Origin of the sequence: Phenylobacterium sp., assembly GCF_037189685.1 — a bacterium.
GTDB lineage: Bacteria > Pseudomonadota > Alphaproteobacteria > Caulobacterales > Caulobacteraceae > Phenylobacterium.
Genome location: NZ_JBBCIT010000041.1, coordinates 36456 through 58378, shown reverse-complemented (window position 1 = coordinate 58378; position 21923 = coordinate 36456). Strand labels below are relative to the sequence as shown.

Annotated in this window: 24 protein-coding genes; 14 read left to right on the top strand and 10 right to left on the bottom strand. The window is 69.8% G+C overall.

What is annotated here, in order from left to right:
* Positions 1-78: 78 nt before the first annotated feature.
* The 3 genes from WG212_RS21035 (at position 79) to WG212_RS21025 (ending at position 3088) form a co-directional block, all read left to right on the top strand.
* Positions 79-774 carry a dienelactone hydrolase family protein gene (locus tag WG212_RS21035; protein ID WP_337189072.1) on the top strand — a complete coding sequence of 232 codons (696 nt, stop codon included), beginning with the start codon at positions 79-81 and terminating at the stop codon, positions 772-774.
* Positions 774-1742, top strand: a complete 969-nt coding sequence (locus WG212_RS21030; protein WP_337189071.1) for a quinone oxidoreductase — start codon at positions 774-776, stop codon at positions 1740-1742. Before WG212_RS21035 ends, WG212_RS21030 begins: the two co-directional genes overlap by 1 nt.
* 545 nt (positions 1743-2287) lie before the next feature.
* Positions 2288-3088: an SDR family oxidoreductase gene (locus WG212_RS21025; RefSeq protein WP_337189070.1), complete on the top strand. Its 801-nt coding sequence runs from the start codon at positions 2288-2290 to the stop codon at positions 3086-3088.
* 182 nt (positions 3089-3270) lie between these two features.
* Here the strand turns inward: WG212_RS21025 and rho are convergent, their stop codons facing one another.
* The 4 genes from rho to hemE all read right to left on the bottom strand — a co-directional run bounded on the left by rho (position 3271) and on the right by hemE (position 7557).
* On the bottom strand, positions 3271-4713 hold the full coding sequence (rho, locus tag WG212_RS21020; RefSeq protein ID WP_337189069.1) for a transcription termination factor Rho: 1443 nt from the start codon (positions 4711-4713) through the stop codon (positions 3271-3273).
* Between the two features lie 234 nt (positions 4714-4947).
* Positions 4948-5424: a CopD family protein gene (locus tag WG212_RS21015; RefSeq protein ID WP_337189068.1), complete on the bottom strand. Its 477-nt coding sequence runs from the start codon at positions 5422-5424 to the stop codon at positions 4948-4950.
* A complete protein-coding gene (hemH, locus tag WG212_RS21010; protein ID WP_337189067.1) occupies positions 5424-6464 on the bottom strand; it encodes a ferrochelatase in 1041 nt (346 codons plus the stop codon). Before hemH ends, WG212_RS21015 begins: the two co-directional genes overlap by 1 nt.
* A 43-nt stretch (positions 6465-6507) precedes the next feature.
* Positions 6508-7557, bottom strand: a complete 1050-nt coding sequence (gene hemE / locus WG212_RS21005) for a uroporphyrinogen decarboxylase (protein ID WP_337189066.1) — start codon at positions 7555-7557, stop codon at positions 6508-6510.
* Positions 7558-8047: 490 nt separating this feature from the next.
* On the opposite strand from hemE, the gene WG212_RS21000 reads away from it, so the two are divergent.
* The 5 genes from WG212_RS21000 to dnaQ all read left to right on the top strand — a co-directional run bounded on the left by WG212_RS21000 (position 8048) and on the right by dnaQ (position 11733).
* On the top strand, positions 8048-8902 hold the full coding sequence (locus tag WG212_RS21000; protein WP_337189065.1) for a pyruvate, water dikinase regulatory protein: 855 nt from the start codon (positions 8048-8050) through the stop codon (positions 8900-8902).
* Complete coding sequence (locus tag WG212_RS20995) at positions 8899-9489, top strand: Maf family protein (protein ID WP_337189064.1); 591 nt, start codon at positions 8899-8901, stop codon at positions 9487-9489. Before WG212_RS21000 ends, WG212_RS20995 begins: the two co-directional genes overlap by 4 nt.
* Positions 9486-10331: a shikimate dehydrogenase gene (aroE, locus tag WG212_RS20990; protein WP_337189063.1), complete on the top strand. Its 846-nt coding sequence runs from the start codon at positions 9486-9488 to the stop codon at positions 10329-10331. Before WG212_RS20995 ends, aroE begins: the two co-directional genes overlap by 4 nt.
* Entirely contained in the window at positions 10328-10933 is a 606-nt protein-coding gene (gene coaE / locus WG212_RS20985; RefSeq protein WP_337189062.1) for a dephospho-CoA kinase, read from the top strand. The genes aroE and coaE overlap by 4 nt, the downstream gene beginning before the upstream one ends.
* Positions 10934-11028: 95 nt before the next feature.
* Positions 11029-11733, top strand: coding sequence for a DNA polymerase III subunit epsilon (dnaQ, locus tag WG212_RS20980; RefSeq protein ID WP_337189061.1), 705 nt, complete (start codon positions 11029-11031; stop codon positions 11731-11733).
* Positions 11734-11742: 9 nt separating this feature from the next.
* Here the strand turns inward: dnaQ and WG212_RS20975 are convergent, their stop codons facing one another.
* Both WG212_RS20975 and WG212_RS20970 read right to left on the bottom strand, forming a co-directional pair.
* Positions 11743-12363, bottom strand: coding sequence for a response regulator transcription factor (locus tag WG212_RS20975; protein ID WP_337189060.1), 621 nt, complete (start codon positions 12361-12363; stop codon positions 11743-11745).
* Positions 12360-13988 (bottom strand): histidine kinase, encoded by a 1629-nt coding sequence (locus WG212_RS20970; RefSeq protein WP_337189059.1) that lies wholly within the window; start codon positions 13986-13988, stop codon positions 12360-12362. The genes WG212_RS20975 and WG212_RS20970 overlap by 4 nt, the downstream gene beginning before the upstream one ends.
* A 275-nt stretch (positions 13989-14263) precedes the next feature.
* Between WG212_RS20970 and WG212_RS20965 the strand changes: the two genes are divergently transcribed.
* On the top strand, positions 14264-15058 hold the full coding sequence (locus WG212_RS20965) for a PEP-CTERM sorting domain-containing protein (RefSeq protein WP_337189058.1): 795 nt from the start codon (positions 14264-14266) through the stop codon (positions 15056-15058).
* Positions 15059-15165: 107 nt separating this feature from the next.
* A complete protein-coding gene (locus tag WG212_RS20960) occupies positions 15166-16824 on the top strand; it encodes an MFS transporter (RefSeq protein ID WP_337189057.1) in 1659 nt (552 codons plus the stop codon).
* On the opposite strand, the gene ald is transcribed toward WG212_RS20960, so the two are convergent.
* The gene (ald, locus tag WG212_RS20955) at positions 16821-17933 is read right to left on the bottom strand and encodes an alanine dehydrogenase (RefSeq protein ID WP_337189056.1); all 1113 of its coding nucleotides are present in this window, start codon (positions 17931-17933) and stop codon (positions 16821-16823) included. The two genes, WG212_RS20960 and ald, sit on opposite strands and share 4 nt — an antisense overlap.
* A gap of 82 nt (positions 17934-18015) precedes the next feature.
* On the opposite strand from ald, the gene WG212_RS20950 reads away from it, so the two are divergent.
* Entirely contained in the window at positions 18016-18465 is a 450-nt protein-coding gene (locus tag WG212_RS20950) for a hypothetical protein (RefSeq protein ID WP_337189055.1), read from the top strand.
* On the opposite strand, the gene WG212_RS20945 is transcribed toward WG212_RS20950, so the two are convergent.
* From WG212_RS20945 to mtgA, 3 genes are all read right to left on the bottom strand, one after another.
* Complete coding sequence (locus tag WG212_RS20945) at positions 18437-18862, bottom strand: CBS domain-containing protein (protein ID WP_337189054.1); 426 nt, start codon at positions 18860-18862, stop codon at positions 18437-18439. The genes WG212_RS20950 and WG212_RS20945 overlap by 29 nt on opposite strands.
* Positions 18863-19002: 140 nt before the next feature.
* Positions 19003-19137 carry a hypothetical protein gene (locus WG212_RS20940; protein ID WP_337189053.1) on the bottom strand — a complete coding sequence of 45 codons (135 nt, stop codon included), beginning with the start codon at positions 19135-19137 and terminating at the stop codon, positions 19003-19005.
* Between the two features lie 101 nt (positions 19138-19238).
* Positions 19239-19919 (bottom strand): monofunctional biosynthetic peptidoglycan transglycosylase, encoded by a 681-nt coding sequence (gene mtgA, locus WG212_RS20935; protein WP_337189078.1) that lies wholly within the window; start codon positions 19917-19919, stop codon positions 19239-19241.
* A gap of 65 nt (positions 19920-19984) precedes the next feature.
* On the opposite strand from mtgA, the gene WG212_RS20930 reads away from it, so the two are divergent.
* From WG212_RS20930 to WG212_RS20920, 3 genes are all read left to right on the top strand, one after another.
* Positions 19985-20689, top strand: a complete 705-nt coding sequence (locus WG212_RS20930; protein ID WP_337189052.1) for a nitroreductase — start codon at positions 19985-19987, stop codon at positions 20687-20689.
* Positions 20686-21360 carry a lysoplasmalogenase family protein gene (locus tag WG212_RS20925; RefSeq protein WP_337189051.1) on the top strand — a complete coding sequence of 225 codons (675 nt, stop codon included), beginning with the start codon at positions 20686-20688 and terminating at the stop codon, positions 21358-21360. The genes WG212_RS20930 and WG212_RS20925 overlap by 4 nt, the downstream gene beginning before the upstream one ends.
* 72 nt (positions 21361-21432) lie before the next feature.
* Entirely contained in the window at positions 21433-21915 is a 483-nt protein-coding gene (locus WG212_RS20920) for a hypothetical protein (RefSeq protein WP_337189050.1), read from the top strand.
* The last annotated feature ends 8 nt before the right edge of the window (positions 21916-21923 follow it).

Genomic DNA, 21923 nt, shown 5'->3' with positions numbered 1-21923 from the left:
TGATCCGGCTCCATATGGCCGTGAGCCGCGCCGATGCGCTAGTACCGGTCGGACGCAATTCAGAATGAGGAAGAGATCATGGGCGAACGGATCAGCATCAAGACTCCTGACGGCGATTTTTCGGCCTATGTCGCACGCCCGGCCGCCGCCAAGGCCCCGGCCGTCGTGGTGATCCAGGAGATCTTCGGCGTGAACCAGGTGATGCGCGACATCACCGATGGCCTGGCCGCCCAGGGCTACCTCGCCATCTGCCCCGATCTCTTCTGGCGGATCGAGCCCGACATCGACATCACCGATCAGTCCGAGGCCGAGTGGAAGAAGGCGTTCGAACTGTTCAACGCCTTCGACGCCGATCTGGGGGTGAAGGATCTCCAGGCCACCATCACCGCCATCCGCGCCGACGCCGGCTCGACCGGCAAGGTCGGATCGGTCGGCTTCTGCCTGGGCGGCAAGCTGGCCTTCCTCACCGCCACCCGCACCGACGTCGACGCGGCCGTGTCGTACTACGGCGTCGGCCTCGAGAACCTGGTGGGCGAGGCCGAAAAACTCACCCGCCCCCTGCTCATGCACATCGCCGAGGAAGACGCCTTCGTGCCGAAGGAGGCCCAGGCCATCATCGTCGGAGCCCTGAAGGACCATCCCCAGGTGGAGATCCACACCTATCCCGGTCGCGACCACGCCTTCGCGCGGGTGGGCGGCGAGCACTACCATGCCGGGGACGCGGCGACGGCCGGCGAACGCACCCTGGCCTTCTTCAAGCGGACGATCGGCTGATGAAGGCGATCCGTTTCGAACGCACCGGCGGCCCCGAGGTGCTGGAGGTCGTGGACCTTCCCACGCCTCAGCCCGGCCCCGGTCAGGTCCTCGTCCGCCACGAGGCCGTGGGAATCAACTTCATCGACACCTACCATCGCACGGGCCTCTATCCCGTGAAGCTGCCGTGCATCCCGGGGGGCGAGGCCGCCGGCGTGATCGAGGCCGTCGGCGAAGGCGTCACCCGTCACAAGGTCGGCGACCGCGTCGCCTACATGGGCGGCTTCGGAGCCTATGCCAGGGCCAATGTGGTCGCCGCGGATCGCGCGGTCCGCATCCCCGACGGATTCGACTCGCGCACCGCCGCCGCGATTCTCTTGAAAGGCATGACCACCGAGGCCTTCATCCGCCGCACCTATCCGGTCAAGGCGGGCGAGACGGTGCTGGTCCATGCCGCCGTGGGCGGCGTGGGGCAGATCATGACCCAGTGGCTCAAGGCCCTGGGCGCCGAGGTGATCGCCACCGTGGGGTCCGAGGCCAAGGCGGCCAAGGCCCGCGAACTGGGCGCCGACCACGTGATCCTCTATCGCGAACAGGACGTCGCCGCCGAGGTCCGGCGGATCACGGGCGGAAAGGGCGTGCCGGTCGCCTACGACTCGGTGGGCAAGGACACCTTCGAAGGCACGCTCGCCAGCCTGGCGCGCCGGGGCCTGTTCGTCAGTTTCGGCAACGCCTCGGGCGCGGTTCCGCCCTTTGCGCCCGGACGCCTCGCCCAGGGCGGGTCGCTCTACCTCACCCGGCCGACCCTCTTCGACTATGTGGTCACCACCGAGGAGCTGGATGCGTCGGCCGCCGCCGTGTTCGACATCGTGGCCTCGGGAAAGGTGAAGATCGAGATCGGCCAGACCTTCGCCCTGTCCGACGCCCGCAAGGCGCATGAGGCGCTGGAAAGCCGGTCGACCGTCGGGGCCAGCCTTCTGATCCCGTGATCCCCGACGCCTCCCGCAGGTTTCACGTGAAACCCGGCGGGAGGCGTTCGGCATGTCCCGGAGATGTCTTCTGGAGAACCCCTGAGGCTGAGGTCACCTTCCGGCGGAGCCGCGACGGACGTTCAGCTCCGGTGATGCTGCATCAGGTCCGCGAACCCGCTGCCACACCGACCCCTGAAGTGTTTCACGTGAAACAGCAGAGCTCGTAATACCGGTATGACCGGACGGTCCTGCCGGGCAATCCTTCCAGACGACTATGTCAGGCGGGGCTGTGCGGCATGTCGGAAGCCGCACCTGGAAGTCTTTTCAGCAACGCGCTTGAAAAGACAGGGAACGCACCCTCGCTGGCGCGATGGCCCCAAAATCTCGACAGAGCGAGTTTCTTCAGCCGATCTTTGAAAAGGCTGTGGTTTTTCGAACCTAGATGAACGTTGTTATCCTGCGTTCGCCTGTAGGCGCTCCCCATCACGACCCTGACCCAGCGGCAAGTCCATTTACGCTGTATATCCTCCCCGATGGCCGTTCCCGGTCGCGGAGGAAAACCCATGAGCCCGTTCCGTGAAAACCTGTTCGCCGGCAAGTCGGCCTTCGTGGCCGGCGGCACCAGCGGCATCAACCTGGGGATCGCCAAGCGCTTCGCCCAACTCGGCGCCCGCGTCGCGGTCGTCGGCCGCAATCCCGAGAAGGCCGCCAACGCCGCGCGAGAGATCGGCCATGACGCCATCGGCCTCTCCGCCGATGTCCGCGACTACGCCGCGATCCGCACGGCGATGGAGCAGGTGGTCGCCCACCAGGGCCGGATGGACATCGTCGTCTCGGGCGCCGCCGGCAACTTCCTCGCCCCGGCCCTGGGCATGTCGGCCAACGCCTTCCGCACCGTGGTGGATATCGACCTCAACGGCACCTTCAACGTGTTCCGCGGCTGCCACGACCTGCTGAACCTGCCCGGCGCATCGTTGATCGCGATCACCGCGGGCCAGGCGGTGAATCCGTCGCCGCTCCAGATCCACGCCTGCGCCGCCAAGGCCGGGATCAACCAGCTCATCCGCGTGCTGGCGATGGAGTGGGGACCGGACGTGCGGGTGACGGGGATCTCGCCCGGCCCGATCGCCAACACCGAGGGCATGGCGCGCCTGGCGCCCGACGACGCCGCCCGCGAGGGGCACTACGCCCGCATCCCCCTGAAGCGCTGGGGCGAGGTCGAGGAGATCGCCGAGGCGGCCGTCTTCCTGTGCAGCGACGCCGCCCGCTATATCACCGGCACGATCCTGGACGTCGACGGCGGCTCCCAGCTCGGCGACGCCAGCCCCCGGAACCTGGCCCGCGGCATGGCGCCGGCGGGCTAAGGATCGGTCTGGCGCAGGTCGCGGGCCGACCCCGGCTTCCGGGGCGCGTCAGCGCCGTTCTGAACCACCAAGACGCCAAGAACGCCAAGATGTGCGGGCCGGTTCTGAAGTCTCTTGGCGCTCTTGGCGTCTTGGTGGTTGTCTGACTGCGCCTGCGGCGCGCTCCCCCGCTGGGGGAGCCGCTACGTGTTCATCGACTGGAAGAAGTCGTCGTTGTTCTTCGACTGCCGCAGCTTGTCGAGCAGGAACTCGATCGCGTCCTGGGCGCCCATCGGGTTGAGGATGCGCCGCAGGATGTAGGTCTTCTGCAGGTTCGCCTTGTCGGTGATCAGCTCTTCCTTGCGGGTGCCGGACTTGAGCACGTCGATCGCCGGATAGATGCGCTTGTCGGCCACCTTGCGGTCGAGGACGATCTCCGAGTTCCCGGTGCCCTTGAACTCTTCGAAGATGACTTCGTCCATCCGCGAGCCGGTGTCGATCAGGGCGGTGGCGATGATGGTCAGCGAGCCGCCTTCCTCGATGTTCCGCGCGGCGCCGAAAAAGCGCTTCGGACGTTGCAGGGCGTTGGCGTCGACGCCGCCGGTCAGCACCTTGCCCGAGGACGGGACCACGGTGTTGTAGGCGCGGCCCAGGCGGGTGACCGAGTCGAGCAGGATCACCACGTCGCGCTTGTGCTCGACCAGGCGCTTGGCCTTCTCGATCACCATCTCCGCCACCTGAACGTGGCGCGTCGCCGGCTCGTCGAAGGTCGAGGAGATGACCTCGCCCTTCACCGTGCGCTGCATGTCGGTGACTTCCTCGGGGCGCTCGTCGATCAGGAGCACGATCAGGTAGCACTCGGGGTGATTGGTCTCGATCGACTTGGCGATGTTCTGAAGCATCACCGTCTTGCCCACCCGCGGCGGGGCGGTGATCAGGCAGCGCTGGCCCTTGCCCAGGGGCGCCACGATGTCGATGACGCGGCCCGAGCGATCCTTCAGCGTGGGATCCTGGATCTCCATGGTCAGCCGCTGGTCGGGATAGAGCGGCGTCAGGTTGTCGAACATCACCTTGTGGCGGACGTTCTCGGGCGCCTCGAAGTTGATCTGGCGCACGTTGACCAGGGCGAAATAGCGCTCGCCTTCGCGCGGGGCGCGGACCGCGCCCACCACCGTGTCGCCAGTGCGAAGGCCGAACTTCCGGATCTGCGAGGGGCTGACGTAGACGTCGTCGGGGCCGGGCAGGTAGTTGGCTTCGGGGCTGCGCAGGAAGCCGAAGCCGTCCTGCACCACTTCCAGCGTGCCCGAACCTTCGATCTCGACGCCCTCTTCCGCGAGCGTCTTGAGGATCGCGAACATCATGTCCTGCTTGCGCATGGAGTTCGCGGATTCGACTTCGAGCTGCTCGGCGAAGGCCAGCAGGTCGGCGGGCGACTTGTCCTTCAGCTCCTGCAGGCTCATCCGGGTCAGGCCCATGGCGGCGATCGCCTTGGCGGCCTGGGAGGGTTCCTCGGGCTCATCGTCGGCGCCGTCGGCTTCCGCCTCGGCCTCGGCGGCCACGATGTCCTGGGTGTCGGTCTCGGGCCCGGCGGCGTCGGCGTCGGCGGCCGGAACCTGGTCCTCGGTGTCTTCGGTCTGATCGGTCATGGGATTTCACTTCGGGAAAGCGCACCCGTCGGACGGCGTCCGAGGGTGGGCGGAGAAGGGTGTGGGCGCATCGCTGCGCCGTTGTGATCTTCGTCTGGAGGTCCGGCGGTCGGCGCGGATGTCGCGCGGCGCCGGAAAAAGGCGGGGCGCGCCGGAGCCCGACGCGTGCGCCAGGGGAACCACAGTTGGGGGGCCGTGGTCAAGCGATCAACCCGTCACCCGCCACGGCGCCCCCTATCGCGCCCAGAACTGGAGTGTCACCGCCAGGACCGCCACGACCGCGGCCAGGAAGGGAAGTTCATTGGTGGCGCGCCAGAATTTCGCGGACCTGGGCCGCTGACCGGCGGTGAACTTGCGATACGAGCCCGCCAGGAAACCGTGCCAGCCCGAGAGGAACAGCACCGCCGCCAGCTTCACCAGCATCCAGGGCTGGGCCAGGAAGCTCCACCCCTCGCGGGCGGCGTAGACGTGCCACAGGATCAGGCCGGTCCCCAGAACCCAGGCGAGACTCATCGAAGGATTTATGATGATCTTCAGGAGCTTGCGCTCCCACACGAGGAAGTGCGCGTCGAACTCGCTGCCGGGCGGCGCGGTCTCGGTGTGATAGGCGTAGAGCCTGGGCAGGTACATCATGCCGGCCATCCAGGCGATCACGGCGATGATGTGGAGGCCGCGCAGAAGATCGAAGCTCAGGAATCCCGGCCAGCTCATCAGGCGTCCCCTTCCCTGCACCCGCACTTGCCATGTGTCGCCGGGCACCGCCAAGCGCCGTGGGGCGCCACGGCCGTCGGCCCGCCCGCCTCGGGCCTTCCCAAGGCTTCGTCCGCCACATCCGCCAGCTCGGCGATGAACTCAGGCCTCACGCCCGGCGTCCGCGCCCGCAGGTAAGGCCTCACGCCCAGGCGTCCGGCCAGTCCGGCGTACTCGTGATCCAGCTCGACCAGCGTCTCCACATGCTCCGAGACGAAGGCGATGGGACAGATCAACACACCCTTCCCGTCGTGGGCGGCGGTCTCGATCGCCTGCTCGGTGGACGGCTCCAGCCACTTCAACCGGCCCACCCGGCTCTGGAACGAGATCCGCCAGTCGGACAGCTCTGGAACCTGCACCGCAACCGCCTCGGCCGTCGCCCGGACCTGGGCCTCATAGGGATCACCTTCGTCCACCACACGCTGCGGCAGGCCGTGGGCCGAGAACAGCAGGCGCACGCCGGACGGTCGCCCCGCGGCGTCCCAGACCTTGCGGATTTCGGCGGCGTGGGCTTCGGCGAGGCCTTTCGCCGTCGGATAGCAGCCCACCGCCCGCGTTCGGCCCGGTCCCCGATAGGCGGTGTCCCACGCCTTGAACGACGATCCGGTCGTGGTGGTCGAGTACTGCGGATAGAGCGGCAGCAGCACGATCTCGTCCGGCGCATAGGCCGCCACGGCCTTGGCGGTCTCCGCCGCCTCCGGGCGCCAGTAGCGCATGGCGATGAAGACCCGCGCCTCGTAGCCGCGTCGCGCCAGCTCCGCCTCGAGCGCGGCGGCCTGGGCCTCGGTCTCGGGCAGCAGGGGCGAACGCCCGCCCATGAGGGCGTAGTTGGCCTGTGCGGTCTTCGTTCGCGTCGTGGCGATCAGCGCCGCCAGCGGATAGCGCGCGACCGCCGGCAACCGGATGATCGCGGGGTCGCGGAACAGGTTGAACAGGAACGGCCTGACCGCCTTCGGGCTGTCGGGGCCACCCAGGTTGAAGAGGACGACGGCGAGCTTCATGCCGTCCTTTCCCGCGATGGGGAAAAGGACTCCTCCGGCGTCCTCATTCCGCCGCCAGCCGGTTGGCAGGCTTTCCCGTCACCCGCTCCACCACCCGGGCGATATGTTCGATGGGGGTGTCGGGCATCACGCCGTGACCCAGGTTGAAGATGTAGGGTCCCGACGCCCACTGGGCCAGGAGCTGCTCGACCCGCGCGTCCATCGCCGGCCCGCCGGCCCGCAGGAGCAGGTTGTCGAGCGCGCCCTGGATCGCCTTGCCGCCCGACTGGATGGAACGTCCCAACACAGCGCTGGCCTGGGTGTCGAGGGCGACGGCCTGGACCGGAACCCGCTCGGCATAGCCCGACACGAGCGCGCCGGCGCTGCGCGGGAAGCCGATGATCGGGGTGTCCACGCCGGCGGCCCGGACCTGTTCCACGATCCGTCGATGGGGACCCACGACGATCCGCTCGAAGACGTCCTCGGCCAGGTTGTCGGCCCAGCTCTCGAACAGCTTCAGGACCTGCGCCCCGGCCCTCGCCTGCATGACCAGGTATCGGGCGGTCGCGTCGACCAGCACATCGAGCAGGGCATCCAGGGCTTCGGGATGGGCGTAGGCGTAGGTGCGGGCGGATTCGCGCTGCGACCCTCGCCCCTCCAGCATGTAGGTGGCCACCGTCCAGGGCGCGCCGGCAAACCCGATCAGCGCCCGTTCGGGCTCTAGCTCGGACCGGACCCGCGCCAGGGTTTCGCCCACGTTGGCCAGGCGCGCGGTCGAACCCTCCACCGCATCGCGGAGGGCTTCGAGGGGCGGCAACGCCCCCAGGCGCGGACCCTCGCCCGCCTCGAACCAGACGTCCTGGCCCAGCGCCAGGGGGATCAGCAGGATGTCGGCGAACACGATGGCGGCGTCCATCGGGAAGCGGCGCATGGGCTGAAGCGTCGCCTCGGCGGCCATCTCGGGATGCAGGCAGAAGGCGATGAAGTCCGGCGCCTTCTCGCGCAGGGCCCGGTACTCGGGCAAGGACCGGCCGGCCTGACGCATGAACCATACCGGCGGCCGGTCCAGGGTTTCACCGGCGAGGACGCGGAGGAGGCGGGGCGTCTGGCTCATGACCGCCTTAAAGCCCGACGGCCTTCCAGGCTCAAGGGCGCCGACGGATCGGCCTTCGTTCTTCAAACAAGGAAAGATTCGAAATGGATGATGGAAGAAGTCGTTAGGCCTGTCGGCGGCGTGGAAAACCTTAACGATCCGTTGACCGCCCTCGCCCGATCCACAGCCGGCGCCCAGGCGGCCGCGGCGCCCGGGGTGGCCTGTGAATTGCGGGGAAGCCAGCCAGGGCCCACGGAGAGCCTTAAGGAATCGGTAGGACTTCCGGGGATGAGAGCCGGCGCCGGCCGGGGTCCACATCGTTGGCGGAGGTCCGCCGAACGGAAATCCACGGCGCCCCGTGCCTGGGGGTTAACGGATGGTTAACGCCGCCGCCTGTCCCCGCCCGTCCACCGGCTGTCGGTTTCGTCCTCGCGACGCGGCGTCTATCCCCATCGGCGTTCAGCTTCGCTAAGAGAAGAATCCACCGGCCCATCCCCAGGGATTTCTGTCCTTGCCCAATTCCCAGCCGCCCCGGCTCGCCACCTACTTCCACGTCCATCTCGTCTCGGACTCCACCGGCGAGACGCTGAACGCGATGGCGCGCGCCGTTTGCGCCCGGTTCGAGAACGTCATCCCCATCGAACACATCTACGCCCTGGTTCGTTCCCAACGGCAGCTCGACCGGGCCCTGGCCGACATCGAGGAGGCGCCCGGCATCGTCCTGCACACCATCGTGGACGCGACTCTGCGCGAGACCCTTGAGGAAGGGTGCCGGCGGCTGGACATGCCGTGCCTGCCGGCGCTGGACCCTCTGGTCGGCGCCATGCAGCGCTACCTGGGCGCCACGACCACCAGCCGGGTCGGCGCCCACCTGCGCCTGGACAACGACTACTTCAACCGGATGGACGCCCTGAACTATGCCATCGGCCACGACGACGGCCAGGGCGGCCAGGACCTCGACCAGGCCGACGTGGTCCTGCTGGGCGTCTCGCGGACGTCGAAGACGCCGACCTGCATCTACCTGGCCCATCGGGGCATCCGGGCGGCCAATGTGCCGCTGGTGCCCGGCCGGCCGCTGCCGGAAAAGCTGTTCCAGCTCCGGAACGCCCTCATCGTCGGCCTGCTGATCTCGCCCGACCGGCTGATCCAGATCCGCCGCAACCGCCTGCTCAGCCTGAAGGAGACGCGCGACACCAGCTACACCGACCAGGAAGCCGTGCGCGAGGAGATCATCGCCGCCCGGCGGCTGCTGGAGCGCCACGGCTGGCCCACCATCGACGTCACCCGCCGCTCGGTGGAAGAGACGGCGGCGGCGGTCATGAACCTGCTGCACAAGGGCCACGGCCAGGTCGAGGTCCTGGGGTGACCTTGATCCTGGCCTCGAAGAGCGCGGCCCGGCGCGCCGTCCTGGACGGCGCGGGCGTGGCCTATGAAGCCGCTTCGCCCGGCGTGGACGAGGATGTGGTGAAGGCGGAGATGCTGGCGGCCGGCGCAGGGCCCGCGGCCATCGCCGAGGCCCTGGCCGAACGCAAGGCCCTGGCCATCTCGGCGCTCAGGCCGGGCCTGGTGATCGGGGCCGACCAGACCCTGGACCTGGAAGGTCGGCTCTACGACAAGGCCGAGGATCTGGCGGCGGCTCGGGAAAGGCTGACCCTGCTGCGCGGTCGGACCCATCGCCTGCATTCGGCCGTAGTGGTGGCGCGGGACGGGGTGCCTGTCTGGCGGACGCTGGAGACTGCCGTCCTGACCATGCGGGACGTCTCGGACGACTTCCTGGACGGCTACCTGGCGACCGAGGGGCCGCATGCCCTGGGATCGGTGGGCTGCTACCGCCTGGAGGGTCCGGGCGCCCAGCTCTTCGCGCGGATCGAGGGCGACTATTTCTCCATCCTGGGCCTGCCGCTCCTGGGCCTTCTGGAATTCCTGCGCGGCGAAGGGGTGCTGGCGGCATGATCACGGGCCATACGGTTGTGGCGGGTGTCGTGGGACGGCCCGTCGCCCATTCCCTGTCGCCGCTCCTGCACAACGCCTGGCTGGCGGCGGCCGGAATCGATGGGGTCTATGTGCCGTTCGCCCCCGACGCCCACGGCTTCGAGCGCCTGGTCCAGGGTTTCCGGGGCGGCGCCATCCGGGGCGTGAACGTCACCCTGCCCTTCAAGGAGCAGGCCCTTCGCCTCGCCGATCGGGCCAGTGACGCCGCCCGCGACGCCGCAGCCGCCAATGTCCTCGTATTCGAGCCCGACGGGCGGGTCGTCGCCGACAACACCGACGGATTCGGCCTGCTCAAGGCCCTGGACGTCCAGGCCCCGCAATGGTCGGCGGACCGTGGGCCGGTGACCGTTCTGGGCGCCGGCGGTGCGGCGCGGGGCGCGGCGGCCGCTCTGATCCGGGCCGGCGCGCCGAAGGTGTTCCTCGTCAACCGAACCCTGGCCAGGGCCGAGGCCATCGCCCGCCAGCTGGGGGCGAAGGTGCGCCCCCTGCCCCTGCCGCATGCGGCCGGCGCGTTCCGCGACTCGACCGCGGTGATCAACGCCACCTCCGCCGGCCTTGCCGCCGAAGGCGCGCTGGACGTCCCGCTGGAGCTGACGCCGGACGGCTGTGTGGTCATGGACATGGTCTACAAGCCCCTCGAAACGCCGTTCCTGGCCCAGGCCCGTGCGTTGGGCCGTCCTGTCGTGGACGGCCTGGAGATGCTGATCCGCCAGGCCGAACCCTCGTTCGAGGCCTTCTTCGGCTGCTATCCGCCGACGGAAGTGGACGTCCGCGCGCTGGCTCTGGAGGCCCTGGGACTATGACCGTACGCAAGCTCATCGGCCTGACCGGCTCGATCGGCATGGGCAAGTCGACCACGGCGGCGATGTTCCGGGACGCCGGGATTCCGGTCTACGACGCCGACGCCGCCGTCCACGACCTCTATGACCAGGGCGGGGCGGCGGTGGGGCCGGTCGGCGAGGCCTTCCCCGGCGTGGTGAAGGACGGCCGCGTCGATCGCGAGGCGCTGCGCCAGCGTGTCCTGGGCCAGCCCGAGGAACTGAAACGCCTCAACGCTATCGTCCACCCGCTCGTGGGCCAGGATCGCGGAAAGTTCTTCAAGCATGTGGACGAGATCGGCGCCGATCTGGTGGTGCTGGATATTCCCTTGCTGTTCGAGACGGGCGGTCACGCCAATGTGGACGTCGTGGTGGTGGTCTCGGCCCCGCCCGGGATGCAGCGCGAGCGGGTCCTGGCGCGTCCCGGCATGACCCCCGACCGCTTCGACGCCATCCTGGCCCAGCAGCTGGCCGACGTCGAGAAGCGCGCCCGCGCCCACTATGTGGTGGATACGGGACAGGGCCTGGACCATGCGCGCAGCCAGGTCGAGGCCATCATCGCCGATCTGCGCGGGACCGGCGCCTGAACGCGGGGTCCTGGCCTGAAGGTTTCCGGGCCTGAAGCGTTCCGGAAGCGCAGGGGGCGGTTGAGCCCCCACCCGAACCGCGGCATGGATAGGCCATGGCCCGCGAGATCGTGCTCGACACCGAAACGACCGGATTCGACCCTCGGACGGGTGACCGCCTGGTGGAGCTGGCGGCGCTCGAGATCGAGCACTTCGTGCCCACCGGGCGCAGCTTCCATATCTACATCGATCCCTGCCGCGACATGCCGGCCGAGGCCGAGAAGGTGCACGGCCTTTCGGCCGCCTTCCTGCGGGGCAAGCCGCGGTTCGAACACCCGGAGGTGGTGGACGCCTTCCTCGAGTTCATCGGCGATGCGCCGATCATCGCCCACAACGCCGCCTTCGACCGGGGCTTCGTGAACTGGGAACTGGCCAACATCCGCCGCGAGGAGATCCCAGAGCACCGCTGGATCGACACCCTGGCGCTGGCCAAGCAGCGGTTCCCCGGCATGCACAATTCGCTGGATGCGCTGTGCAAGCGATTCAAGATCTCGCTCAGCGAACGCGAGAAGCATGGCGCGCTCATCGACGCCAAGCTGCTGGCCGCGGTCTATCTCGAACTCAAGGGCGGCCGCGAGCGGCGCCTGGAGCTGACCAGCGCGGTGATGGTCAATGCGGTTTCGGTGGCGTCCAGGGTCGAGTACGGCGTCCGGCCACGCCCGCTCGCGCCCCGTTCCACCGACGAGGAACGCGCCCGGCACGCCGCGTTCATCCGCGACAAGGTGAAGGGCGAGGATCTCTGGAGCCGGTTCGGGCTGTAGCGGCCGCCGTCAGCCCAGGTTCCGTTCCCGGGCCAGGATCGCCAGCTCGGTCCGAGAGGTCACCGACAGCTTTTCGTACAGGTTGTGCAGGTGCATCTTCACGGTGCCTTCCGAGATGCCGAGGTGACGGGCGATCTCCTTGTTGCGCCGGCCCTGGGCGACCAGCCGGACGACCTCGGTCTCCCGCGGCGTCAGGCCTGGCGTGACCTCGGCGCCGCCCGCAAGCAGCGGCAGCACCTTGTCCATGACGTCGCGGTCCACCCACTGCACCCCATCGGCGGCCGAACGCGCCGCGCGCACCAGGACGTCGCCGGCCGCCCCTTTCAGCACGAGTCCGTCCACGCGCAGCCTCAGCGCCTCCAGGATCGGCGCGGATTCCAGCCCGGCGGTCAACAGCAGCACCCGCGTCGGCCAGCTCCGGGCCCGCACCTCCCGCAGCAGCTCCAGGCCGCTGAGCCGGGGCATGTGGACGTCCAGGATCGCGAGCTGCGGCGACAGGCGCTCCAGAGAGGCCAGCGCCTGGGCTCCGTCCTGGCAGCGGGCCACCACCTCGAACTCGCTGTCGGCGAACAGGCCGGCCACGGCGTCCAGCATCAGCGGATGATCGTCGGCGATCAGGACGGAGGTCATGAGGCGAGGTCCAGGGGCGCATGGACGACGAGGCGGCAGCCGCCCGGATCGTTCTGCACGACCAGGCGCCCCCCCAGCGCCCGGGCCCGCTCATGGAGGGAACGGGGCGGCTCGGCCGGATTGCGGGCGAAACCGCGGCCGTTGTCCTGGATGGTCAGGTCGAGCGTCCGTCCGTCCGCCCGGGCTTCGATCCGCACGTGGTCGGCCTGGCCGTGGCGCACCGCATTGGCCACCGCCTCGCGCACGATCCAGCGCAGGTCGTACAGCAGCGGCTCGGGCGCCATTGCGTCCGGCGGCTCGGCGCCGGCCGAGACCTCGATGCTCCAGTACCGCGACAGCCGCTCGGCCAGGGCGTCCAGTTCGGCCTTCAGCGGGCCCGTGGCGGGGTGGCCGCCGCGGCTGGTCGGCCGCATGGCCGAGATGAAGCCCCGCAGCTCGCGCTGCTCGTCGACGATCGCCTGGCGCAGGGTGGCCAGTCGGGCGCGCACCGCGTCGGGCAGGTCGGGCATGCGGTCCAGGGCGTCGAGTTGCAGTCCGGCGCCGGCCAGGAACTGGAGCACCCCGTCGTGCAGGTCGCGCGCGAGGCGGATGCGATCCTCCACGGCGGCCGCGGCCTGCTGTTCCCGCTGGGCCTCCCAGCGCTCCAGGGCCATCGAGGCCTGGGCGCCCACCATCTCGCCGATCGCCAGGTCCTCGTTCGCCGGTTCGTGATGGTCGAGCACGAAGAGCCAGGCCGAAAGCCCCCGGGACCGGGCCGGGATCGCCAGCACGCGCTGGAACGGCGCGACCTCGGAAAGGGCTTCCGCCAGGGGCTGGGCGGCGCCGGCGTAGGTCCAGCGCCCGCTGCGCACCAGGGTCACGCCCGCGCCCGCTTCGTAGAGGAATACGCCGTCGGCCGCCTCGCCCAGAACCCAGCCGTCGGGGGTGGGCGGCAGCCGGCGGCTGTCGAGCTCGCCGTCGCCCAGCAGGAGGAGCTGGGCATAGGGCTCCTCACTCTCCAGGAGCGCCATGCCGCGCCGGGCGCCGAACACCCGCAACGCATGGCGCAGGGCGTCGGCCAGGGGGGACTCGCTGTCCTCGGCGTCCGGGCCGATCGGGTCCGACAGGCGGGACAGCTCCTGCACCACCCGCTCCAGATGGCCGCCGAACGCCGCCATCATGATGGTGATGACCGTGGTGTAGCCGATCCTCAGGACGAAGATCTGTGTCTGGCTCTGCAGGCTGCCCAGGCTGGTCGCCACGAAGGCCGCCAGGGTGAGGCCGCCCATGACCACCGCGCCCCGCGAGCCCCACTGGAGGGTGGCGCTGAGGATCATGAAGATGAACGGGCTGAAGAACGGGCTCTCGGCCCCGTTGGTCAGGAAGAGCAGGATCGTGAAGATCGCGAAGTCGAGGCCCGAGGTCAGCCAGGGCCGTCGCAGGACCCCATAGACGAACAGGCGGCTGCGCGTTCCGGCCAGCATCAGCAGGCTGTAGGCCAGATAGCCGACGATCAGGCCCCGCACGATGGCGTCGTCCGCGACGTGACCGACCACCAGCGACAGGCACAGGAAGGCGGCGAGGATCGCCCGCCCGAAGGCGATGATGCGCTCGCCCCGGACCGAGAAGAGCCGTCCGCCGTCCAAAGCCCGCATCCTCCGGGCGGCTTGCTGCGCGCCCCGCCATCACTGTCCGCCATCACTGTCCGCCACCACTATCCGCGATCGTCCGGCGCCGCGACACCTGATCGAAAGTTAGGGGTCGGGCCTGTCCGTCACGCCAGATTGTTACGCTGGCTCAGCGCCCGATAATCCCCGGCAAGGTCGCCCACCCCGCGCCCGCTCGCCCTGCCGCCTTTGGTCGGGCGCCGGCCGGAGGGGTCGGCGAAGGCGGTCCACGACCGCGGACAGAGGGGTTTGTGATGGTGCGTTTCTCGACTCTGGCCTTTACGGCCGCCCTGGCGGCCGGATGTGTCGCCGCCGCCTCGGGCGCCGAGGCCGCCACGCTGGTCCAGGTGGCCAGCTTCAATCAGGTGGGCAGCGGCAAGACCTTCGCCTGGGACGGCTCGGGCGCCAACGCCGGCCGGCTGATCTCCAACAGCAGCCTGGCGGTGAACCCCGGCGCTTCGGCCTACGCGGCCGCCACCGCCCAGTGGATCGACGTCCTCTTCAACCTGAACGACGCCGGCCTGTACGGCCTGAGCGCCCAGCTCCTGTTCGACGCCAGCGCGCCCAGCGGCGCCGTGAGCCAGCTCACCGCCGGCGCGCCGATCCGCCAGAGCGACCTCAACGGCGCGTTCCAGTTCAAGTACACCGGACTGACGCCGATCACCGCCTACGGGAACACGATCACGACCGGCGGGATCCTGCTCAGCGGCGCGTTCACGCACGGGTGGCTGTCGGTGGGCGGCACCTCGGGCGGTTTCGCCGACTCCTTCGCCCTCACCGGCGGCACGGTGACCCTGGCCTCCGACATCATCCCCGCCAACCGCCTGTTCGACGGCGACCTGGCTCTGGCCTTCACGGGCCTGAACCAGGCCGCGGCCATCACCGGCTCGGGCGCCACGCGCCAGCTCCGCGACTTCCGCGCCTCGGCCGGCGGCGTGATCAGCGCGGGGGCGGTGCCCGAACCGGCGACCTGGGGCCTGATGATCGGCGGCTTCTTCGGGACCGGCTCGATCCTGCGGCTCCGGCGTCGCAGGCTGTCCGTCGCCTGAGCGCGACGGCGTCCGTCCGGCCCGGCGCCGCCAAGGAGTCTTCTCAACCCGGCCGCCAGCCCATAGATCAGGCTGAACAAGGCGTTCTGGGGAAGGGAACACACCGCATGGCGGATGCCGTAGCCGGGCAGGCGGGCGAAAAGCCGGCTTCGCTCAAGACCGTCGTCGCGGCTTCGTCCGCCGGCACGACCTTCGAGTGGTACGACTTCTTCGTCTTCGGAAGCCTGACGGGCGTCATCTCGCGGACGTTCTTCACCGGCCTGCCCGAGACCGCCGCCCTGGCGGCGGCGCTGGCCCTGTTCGGCGCGGGCTTCCTGTTCCGGCCCCTGGGCGCCCTGGTGTTCGGCCGCATCGGCGACCGGGCGGGGCGCAAGGGCGCGTTCCTGGCCACGGTGCTGCTGATGGGCGGGGCGACGCTCGCGATCGGCCTGTTGCCGTCCTACACCCAGGCGGGCCTGATCGGGCCGATCCTCCTGATCCTCATGCGCATCCTCCAGGGCTTCGCCCTGGGCGGCGAGTACGGCGGGGCGGCGATCTACGTGGCCGAGCACGCGCCGCCCAACCGCCGCGGCTTCGCCACGAGCTGGATTCAGAGCTCGGCGGCCTTCGGCCTCTTCGGCGCCCTCATCGTGATCCTGCTCTCGCGCCTGGCCGTCGGGCCCGAGGCGTTCGAGGCCTGGGGCTGGCGCATCCCGTTCCTGTTCTCGGGCGTGCTGCTGGCGGTTTCGATCTGGATGCGCCTCAAGCTCACCGAGAGCCCCGAGTTCGCACGCCTCAAGGCCGAGGGCAGGCAGAGCCAGGCGCCCTTCAAGGAAGCCTTCGGCGAATGGCCCAACCTGAAGCTGGTGCTGATCGCCCTGGTGGCGATCATGTTCGCCCAGGGGGCCGTCTGGTACACCGCCTTCTTCTACGTCCAGACCTTCATGGAGCGGTTCCTTCGCGCACCGCCCGAGACGATCAACCTGCTGATGCTGGCGGCCGTGGCGGCCAGTGCGCCGCTGTACGTCTTCTTCGGCTGGATGTCCGACCGCCTGGGCCGCAAGACGGTGATGCTGTTCGGCATGACGCTGATGCTCGTGGCCTATTTCCCGGGGTTCCACCTGCTGTCCCAGACCCTGAACCCCGCCCTCGCCGAAGCCGAGGCGCGGACGCCGGTGGTCGTGATCGCCGACCCGGCCGACTGTTCGCTCCAGTTCGATCCTGTCGGTCGCGCCAGCTTCCTGTCCTCGTGCGACATCGCCAAGTCCACCCTGGCCAACGCCGGGATCTCGTACAGCAACGAGGCCGGCGCCCCCGGTCAGGCGACCCTGGTCCGGATCGGGACGCAGACGGTGCCTTCGGCCAGCGCCACGGGCCTGGCGCCCGACGTCGCCAAAGCGGTCAAGACCCGTGTCGAGGGCCGCATCAAGGGCGCGCTGGCCGCCGCCGGCTATCCGGACAAGGCCGATCCCGAGCGGATGAACCTGCTCGGCGCGTTCGGGGTGCTGCTGATCTTCGTCGTCGCCGCCACCGCGCTCTACGGTCCCATCGCGGCCTGCCTGGTGGAGCTGTTCCCGACCAAGGTGCGCTACACGGCGCTGTCGCTGCCCTACCACATCGGCACGGGCTGGGTCGGCGGCTTCGTGCCGTTCACCGCCTTCGCCATCGTGACCGCCACGGGCCAGCTCTATTCGGGCCTGTGGTACCCCTTCGCCTTCACCGCGATCTCGGTCGTCGTCTGCCTGTTGCTGCTGCCCGAGACGCGGGGCAAGCGGCTGGACACCTAGCTCCAGGCTCCGAACGGGTCGCGGAACGGTTTGCCGAGGGCCTCGGCGACGGCCGGATGGGTGATCTCGCCGGCGAGCACGTTCAGCCCCTTGGCCAGGTGGACGTTGGCCTCGAGCGCCTCCAGGCCCCTGTCCGCCAGTTGCAGGCCGAACGGCAGGGTGGCGTGCACCAGGGCCTCGGACGAGGTGCGCGGCGCCGCGCCCGGCATGTTGGCGACGCAGTAGTGGACGACGCCGTCGACCACATAGGTCGGGTCCTTGTGCGTGGTCGGCCGGCTGGTCTCGAAACAGCCGCCCTGGTCGATGGACACGTCCACCAGCACTGAGCCGGGCTTCATCCTGGGAAGGTGCGCCGCGGTCACCATCGTGGGCGCCGAGGCGCCGGCCGTCAGTACGGCGCCGATCACCACGTCGGCCTTCAGGACTTCCTCGTCCACGGCGTCGCGGGTGGAATACCGGGTGACCACCCGGCCCCGGAACATGTCGTCCAGCTCGCGCATCCGTGGGATCGAGCGCTCGACCACCACCACCTCGGCGCCCAGGCCGGCGGCCATCCGGGCCGCGTTCATGCCCACCACGCCGCCCCCGAGCACGAGCACCCGGGCCGGCGGCGATCCGGGAACACCGCAGATCAGCAGGCCCATGCCGCCGTTGTGCTTCAGCAGGGTCGCGCCGGCCGAGAGCACCGCGAGCCGCCCGGCCACCTCGGACATGGGCGCGAGAAGTGGCAGGCCGCCGTCGGCGTCAGTCACGGTCTCGTAGGCGATCGCGGCGCAGCCGCTCGCGAGCAACCCCTCGGCCTGGGTCGGATCGGGCGCCAGGTGCAGGTAAGTGAAGAGGATGTGGTCCTTCGTCAGCCGCGCCCATTCCGGCGCCTGCGGCTCCTTGACCTTCACGATCAGCCGCGCCGCGTCGAACACCGCCGCAGCGTCGGGCAGAAGGCTCGCCCCGGCGCGCGCATAGAGGTCGTCGCCGTAGCCCGCTCCGACGCCGGCCCCCGTCTCCACGAACACCTCGTGCCCACGGCCCACATACTCGCGCACAGCCGTGGGCGTCAGCCCGACACGATATTCGTCCGGCTTGATCTCTCTCGGCACGCCGACGCGCATCAGGTGGCCTTTCGAGGCAGATTATTCCTTGAAGAAGAAACTTGAGGGGCGCTCATTCCGAGATCAAGGAGCGAAGGGTCGAATGGCGACGCTGTCGGAATGGGCCCAAGGTCTCCAGTCGATGAAGAAGATGGGTCCAAGTCTTCGCGACATCCAGATCGCGCGGGAATTTCGACGGGCCGTTCTGCCGGATTCTGAGGAGCATGGCGGCAGGCTCGTGCTCGCCATCCTCCTTCTCGCTGCGATACTGATGGGCTTTCTGTGGGCGATGACACCAGTCGGCCCGACGACCGAGGTCTACGGTTCGGTTCTGCGGCTGGGGACGCTTCCGTCCGAGCACAGGATCAGGGCGTACGCCATCGCGCATGTCGGCGACCGGGAGGTCCGTATAGACCTCCATCCAGGAACCTTCTGTCGCGTGGGTGATCGGATCCTTATCCAGCGTCAGAAGATGGCATGGGGCTTTCGCCATCGCACAGGCCCCCAGGCCTGTTCCGCCGTCGCTACTGCGCCGCCGGCGTACTCTCGCTGATCTCCTCCAGGGTGCGGCCCACCTGCTTGGCGCCGTACTCCTGGGCGACGTCGCCCAGCGACAGGATCCCGGCCAGCCGGCCGCTGTCGTTGAGGACCACCAGCCGGCGGATCTGCTTGCCGCCCATCTTGCCCGTGGCGTCGGCGACGCTGTCGTCTTCGCGGCAGGTTTCCACCCCCTCGGTCATCACCTCGGAGATCGGCGTGCTGAGGGGAAGGCCTTCCGCCACCGCCCGCAGGACGATGTCGCGGTCGGTGACGAGACCCACGACCTGGCCGTCGTCGGTGACCGGCACGGCGCCCGTCTCGATCTGCGCCATGGTGCGCGCCACCTCGGCGATGGTGGAACGGGGCGTGGCGGTGACCACCTGGGCGGTCATGACGTCGGCGACTTTCATGGAATGGCCTCCTGCAACCTGTTCGGTGCAGGACAACGCCATCCCCGGGTTCCGCGTTCCTGGTTTTCCGCGTTCCGCCTTCGACGCGCCGCCCTCCCTCGAGGCGGCGCCGGCTATCGGACCGGCGACTTGGAGGCCGGCTACTGGGCGCTTTCGAACGCGGGCGGCGCGGGGACGTCGGCCCCGCCCGTCCGTGGGGCGAGGACCACGGCGGCGAGGGCGGCGAGGGCGACGAGGCCGAGCTTCGGCCCGGGTTTCAGCCCGGATCTCGACATGGGGGCGTTTCCGGTTCCAGTCCCAGCATCCTGCACGCCCAGGGCTAAGGATCGATTACTTCAGAACAAAATATTCGTGGCGCCCGTGACTTCGGCGCCCGTCACGTCAGCACGCAGGCGGTCAGGCCCTCGCTCCGGACCACGCGGGCGTTGCGGTTGATGGCGCCTGCGCGCCGCTGGACATAGGGGCCCGGCGTGGCCGCCCGCCACCCCAGCGGCTTCGGCAGGATGGCCGCCAGCCGCGCCGCCTGGGTGGGGGTGAGCTTGCTGGCCGGCACGCCGAAGGTCTTCCGGGCGGCGGCTTCCGCGCCGTACACGCCGGGGCCGAACTCGATCGTGTTGAGGTACACCTCCATGATCCGCCGCTTGCCCCAGCCGACCTCGATCAGGCCGGTGAACCAGGCCTCCAGGCCCTTGCGCACCCAGTCCCGCTGCGGCCAGAGGAACACGTTCTTGGCGGTCTGCTGGCTGATGGTGGAGCCGCCGCGCAGCCGCTTGCCGGAGGCGTTGGCGGTCATGGCCTTCTCGATGGCCTCGACGTCGAAGCCCATGTGCTCGCAGAACCGCGCGTCCTCGGCGGCGATCACCGCGCGGACGAGGTTGGGTGAGATGTCGTCGAGCGCAACCCAGCGGCGGTCCAGCCCGTGGCCCTCGAACACCCGCTGGATCATCAGGATGGTGACGGGCGGCGGGACGAACCGATAGACCGCGACGGCGATCACCGGGCCGATGAAGAAGACGACCAGGCCGGCGACGACCACGATCTTCAGCGCGGCGCCCAATGCGCCCGCGATCCCGCCCGACTTACCGCGTTTGCCCACGTCGCTTGCCTTCACCTAGCGTTGAGATGCTAGCCGAGATTCGCAAGGCCAAGGTCAACAGGTTCCCCATGAACGTCTCCGACGCCGTCGAACATCGCATCTCGGTGCGCGCCTACAAGCCCGACCCCGTGCCCCGGGCCGTGGTCGCCGACATCCTGGAGCGCGCGGCCCGGGCCCCGTCCGGCGGCAATCTCCAGCCGTGGCGTGTCTACGCCCTGACGGGCGCCCCGCTGGAGGCGTTCAAGGCCGAGGTCGCCGGGAACCCCGCCGGCGAGCCGATGGAATACGCCGTCTACCCGCCCGACCTGTGGGACCCCTTCCGCACCCGCCGGTTCGAGAACGGAGAGCAGCTCTACGCGTCCATCGGCGTCCCGCGCGAGGACAAGGCCGCCCGCCTGCGCTGGTTCGCGCGCAACGCTCAGTTCTTCGGCGCGCCCGTGGGGATCTTCTTCTGCCTGGACCGCAAGCTGGGCCCGCCCCAGTGGTCGGACCTGGGCATGTACATGCAGACCGTCATGCTCCTGGCCGTCGAACGCGGGCTGGACACCTGCGCCCAGGAGTTCTGGGCCCGCTACCCCCTCTCGGTGGCCCGGGCTACCGGCCTGCCCGAGGATCACATGGTGTTCTCCGGCCTCGCGCTCGGCTACCGCGACCCGGACCATCCGATCAACGGCTGGCGCTCCACACGCGACCCGCTGGACGTGTGGTGCGACCTGAAGGGCTGGGAATGAACCGCATCGTCCTCTTCGCCGCCCTCGCGGCCGGGATCACCTATGGCCTGGCGCCCGCGGCGATCGCGGCCGGCCTGTGGTCGCCCGACCTGCCCGACGCGGTCGGCGTGGCGTGGAAGGGGGCCGGCGTGTCCCTGCTGGCGGTCTGGGCGGGCCTCGAGGCCCGCAACCGCGACGGCTGGATGCTGGCGGCCGTCCTGGCGTTCGGCGCGCTGGGCGACGTGCTGCTGGCGACCCACGGCCTGGTCGTCGGCGCCTTCGCCTTCCTGGCGGGGCATCTCGTCGCCATCGCCCTCTACGCGCGCAACCGGCGGCCGGCCCTCGCCCGCCTGGACTGGATCGTCGCCGGAGCCATCGTGGCGGTGACGACGGGGGTCTCGTTCCTGCTGCCGCCCGACCGGGGCCTGGCGCCGGGCGTGGCGCTCTACGCCTTCGGGCTCGCCGCGATGGCTGCCGCCGCATGGCTCAGCCGCCTGCCGCGCGCCCTGGTCGCCGCCGGCGCCCTGATGTTCGTGGCCTCGGACCTGCTGATCTTCCTGCGCACAGGCCGTCCGGCGCTCGACATCCTGCCCATGGGCCTGGCGGTCTGGGGACTCTATTTCGGCGGTCAGAGCCTGATCGCCGTCGGCGGGGTCCAGGGCCTGTCCCGTCGGATGGTCACCTCGCGCTAACCACGCCTCTTCAACGGGCTTTCACGACGTTCGGGCAGGGTGGGGCCGTTCCTCCCCGCCGCCCCGGACCCCATGCGCCTCACGCCCCACCGACTGATGCAAGGCCTGCGCGCGGGCGGTGCGCTGGGCGGCGTGGCGGCGGTGATCGCGCTCACGGGCCCGTTCCGCTACGGCGATCTCGGCCTGCCGTTTCCCGACCATGTGGCGCATGCGCTGCTGTTCTACGGCGTCACCCTGGCGATGCTGACCGCGCTGCCCCGCTCGCGGGCCGGCGAGGTGGCGATCGTCGCCGTGCTGCTGGGCGCCATGAGCGAGCTGGCCCAGGCCGCCCTCGGCCGTCAGGCCTCGTGGAGCGACTTCGCCGGCGACGCGGTGGGCGTGGCCGTGGCCTATGCGCCGATCTGGGTCACCCGCCTTCGGGAGCTGGCGCGCACCCACCCGCACCTGACCTTCGCCGAGATCCACGCCCAGGATCGCCGCACCCCCCGCCCCATCGGCGGCCGCCCCCTCACCGAAACCGCCCCTGTCGCGCCGCAGCCGGATACCCTCGCCTAGGCCCGCAG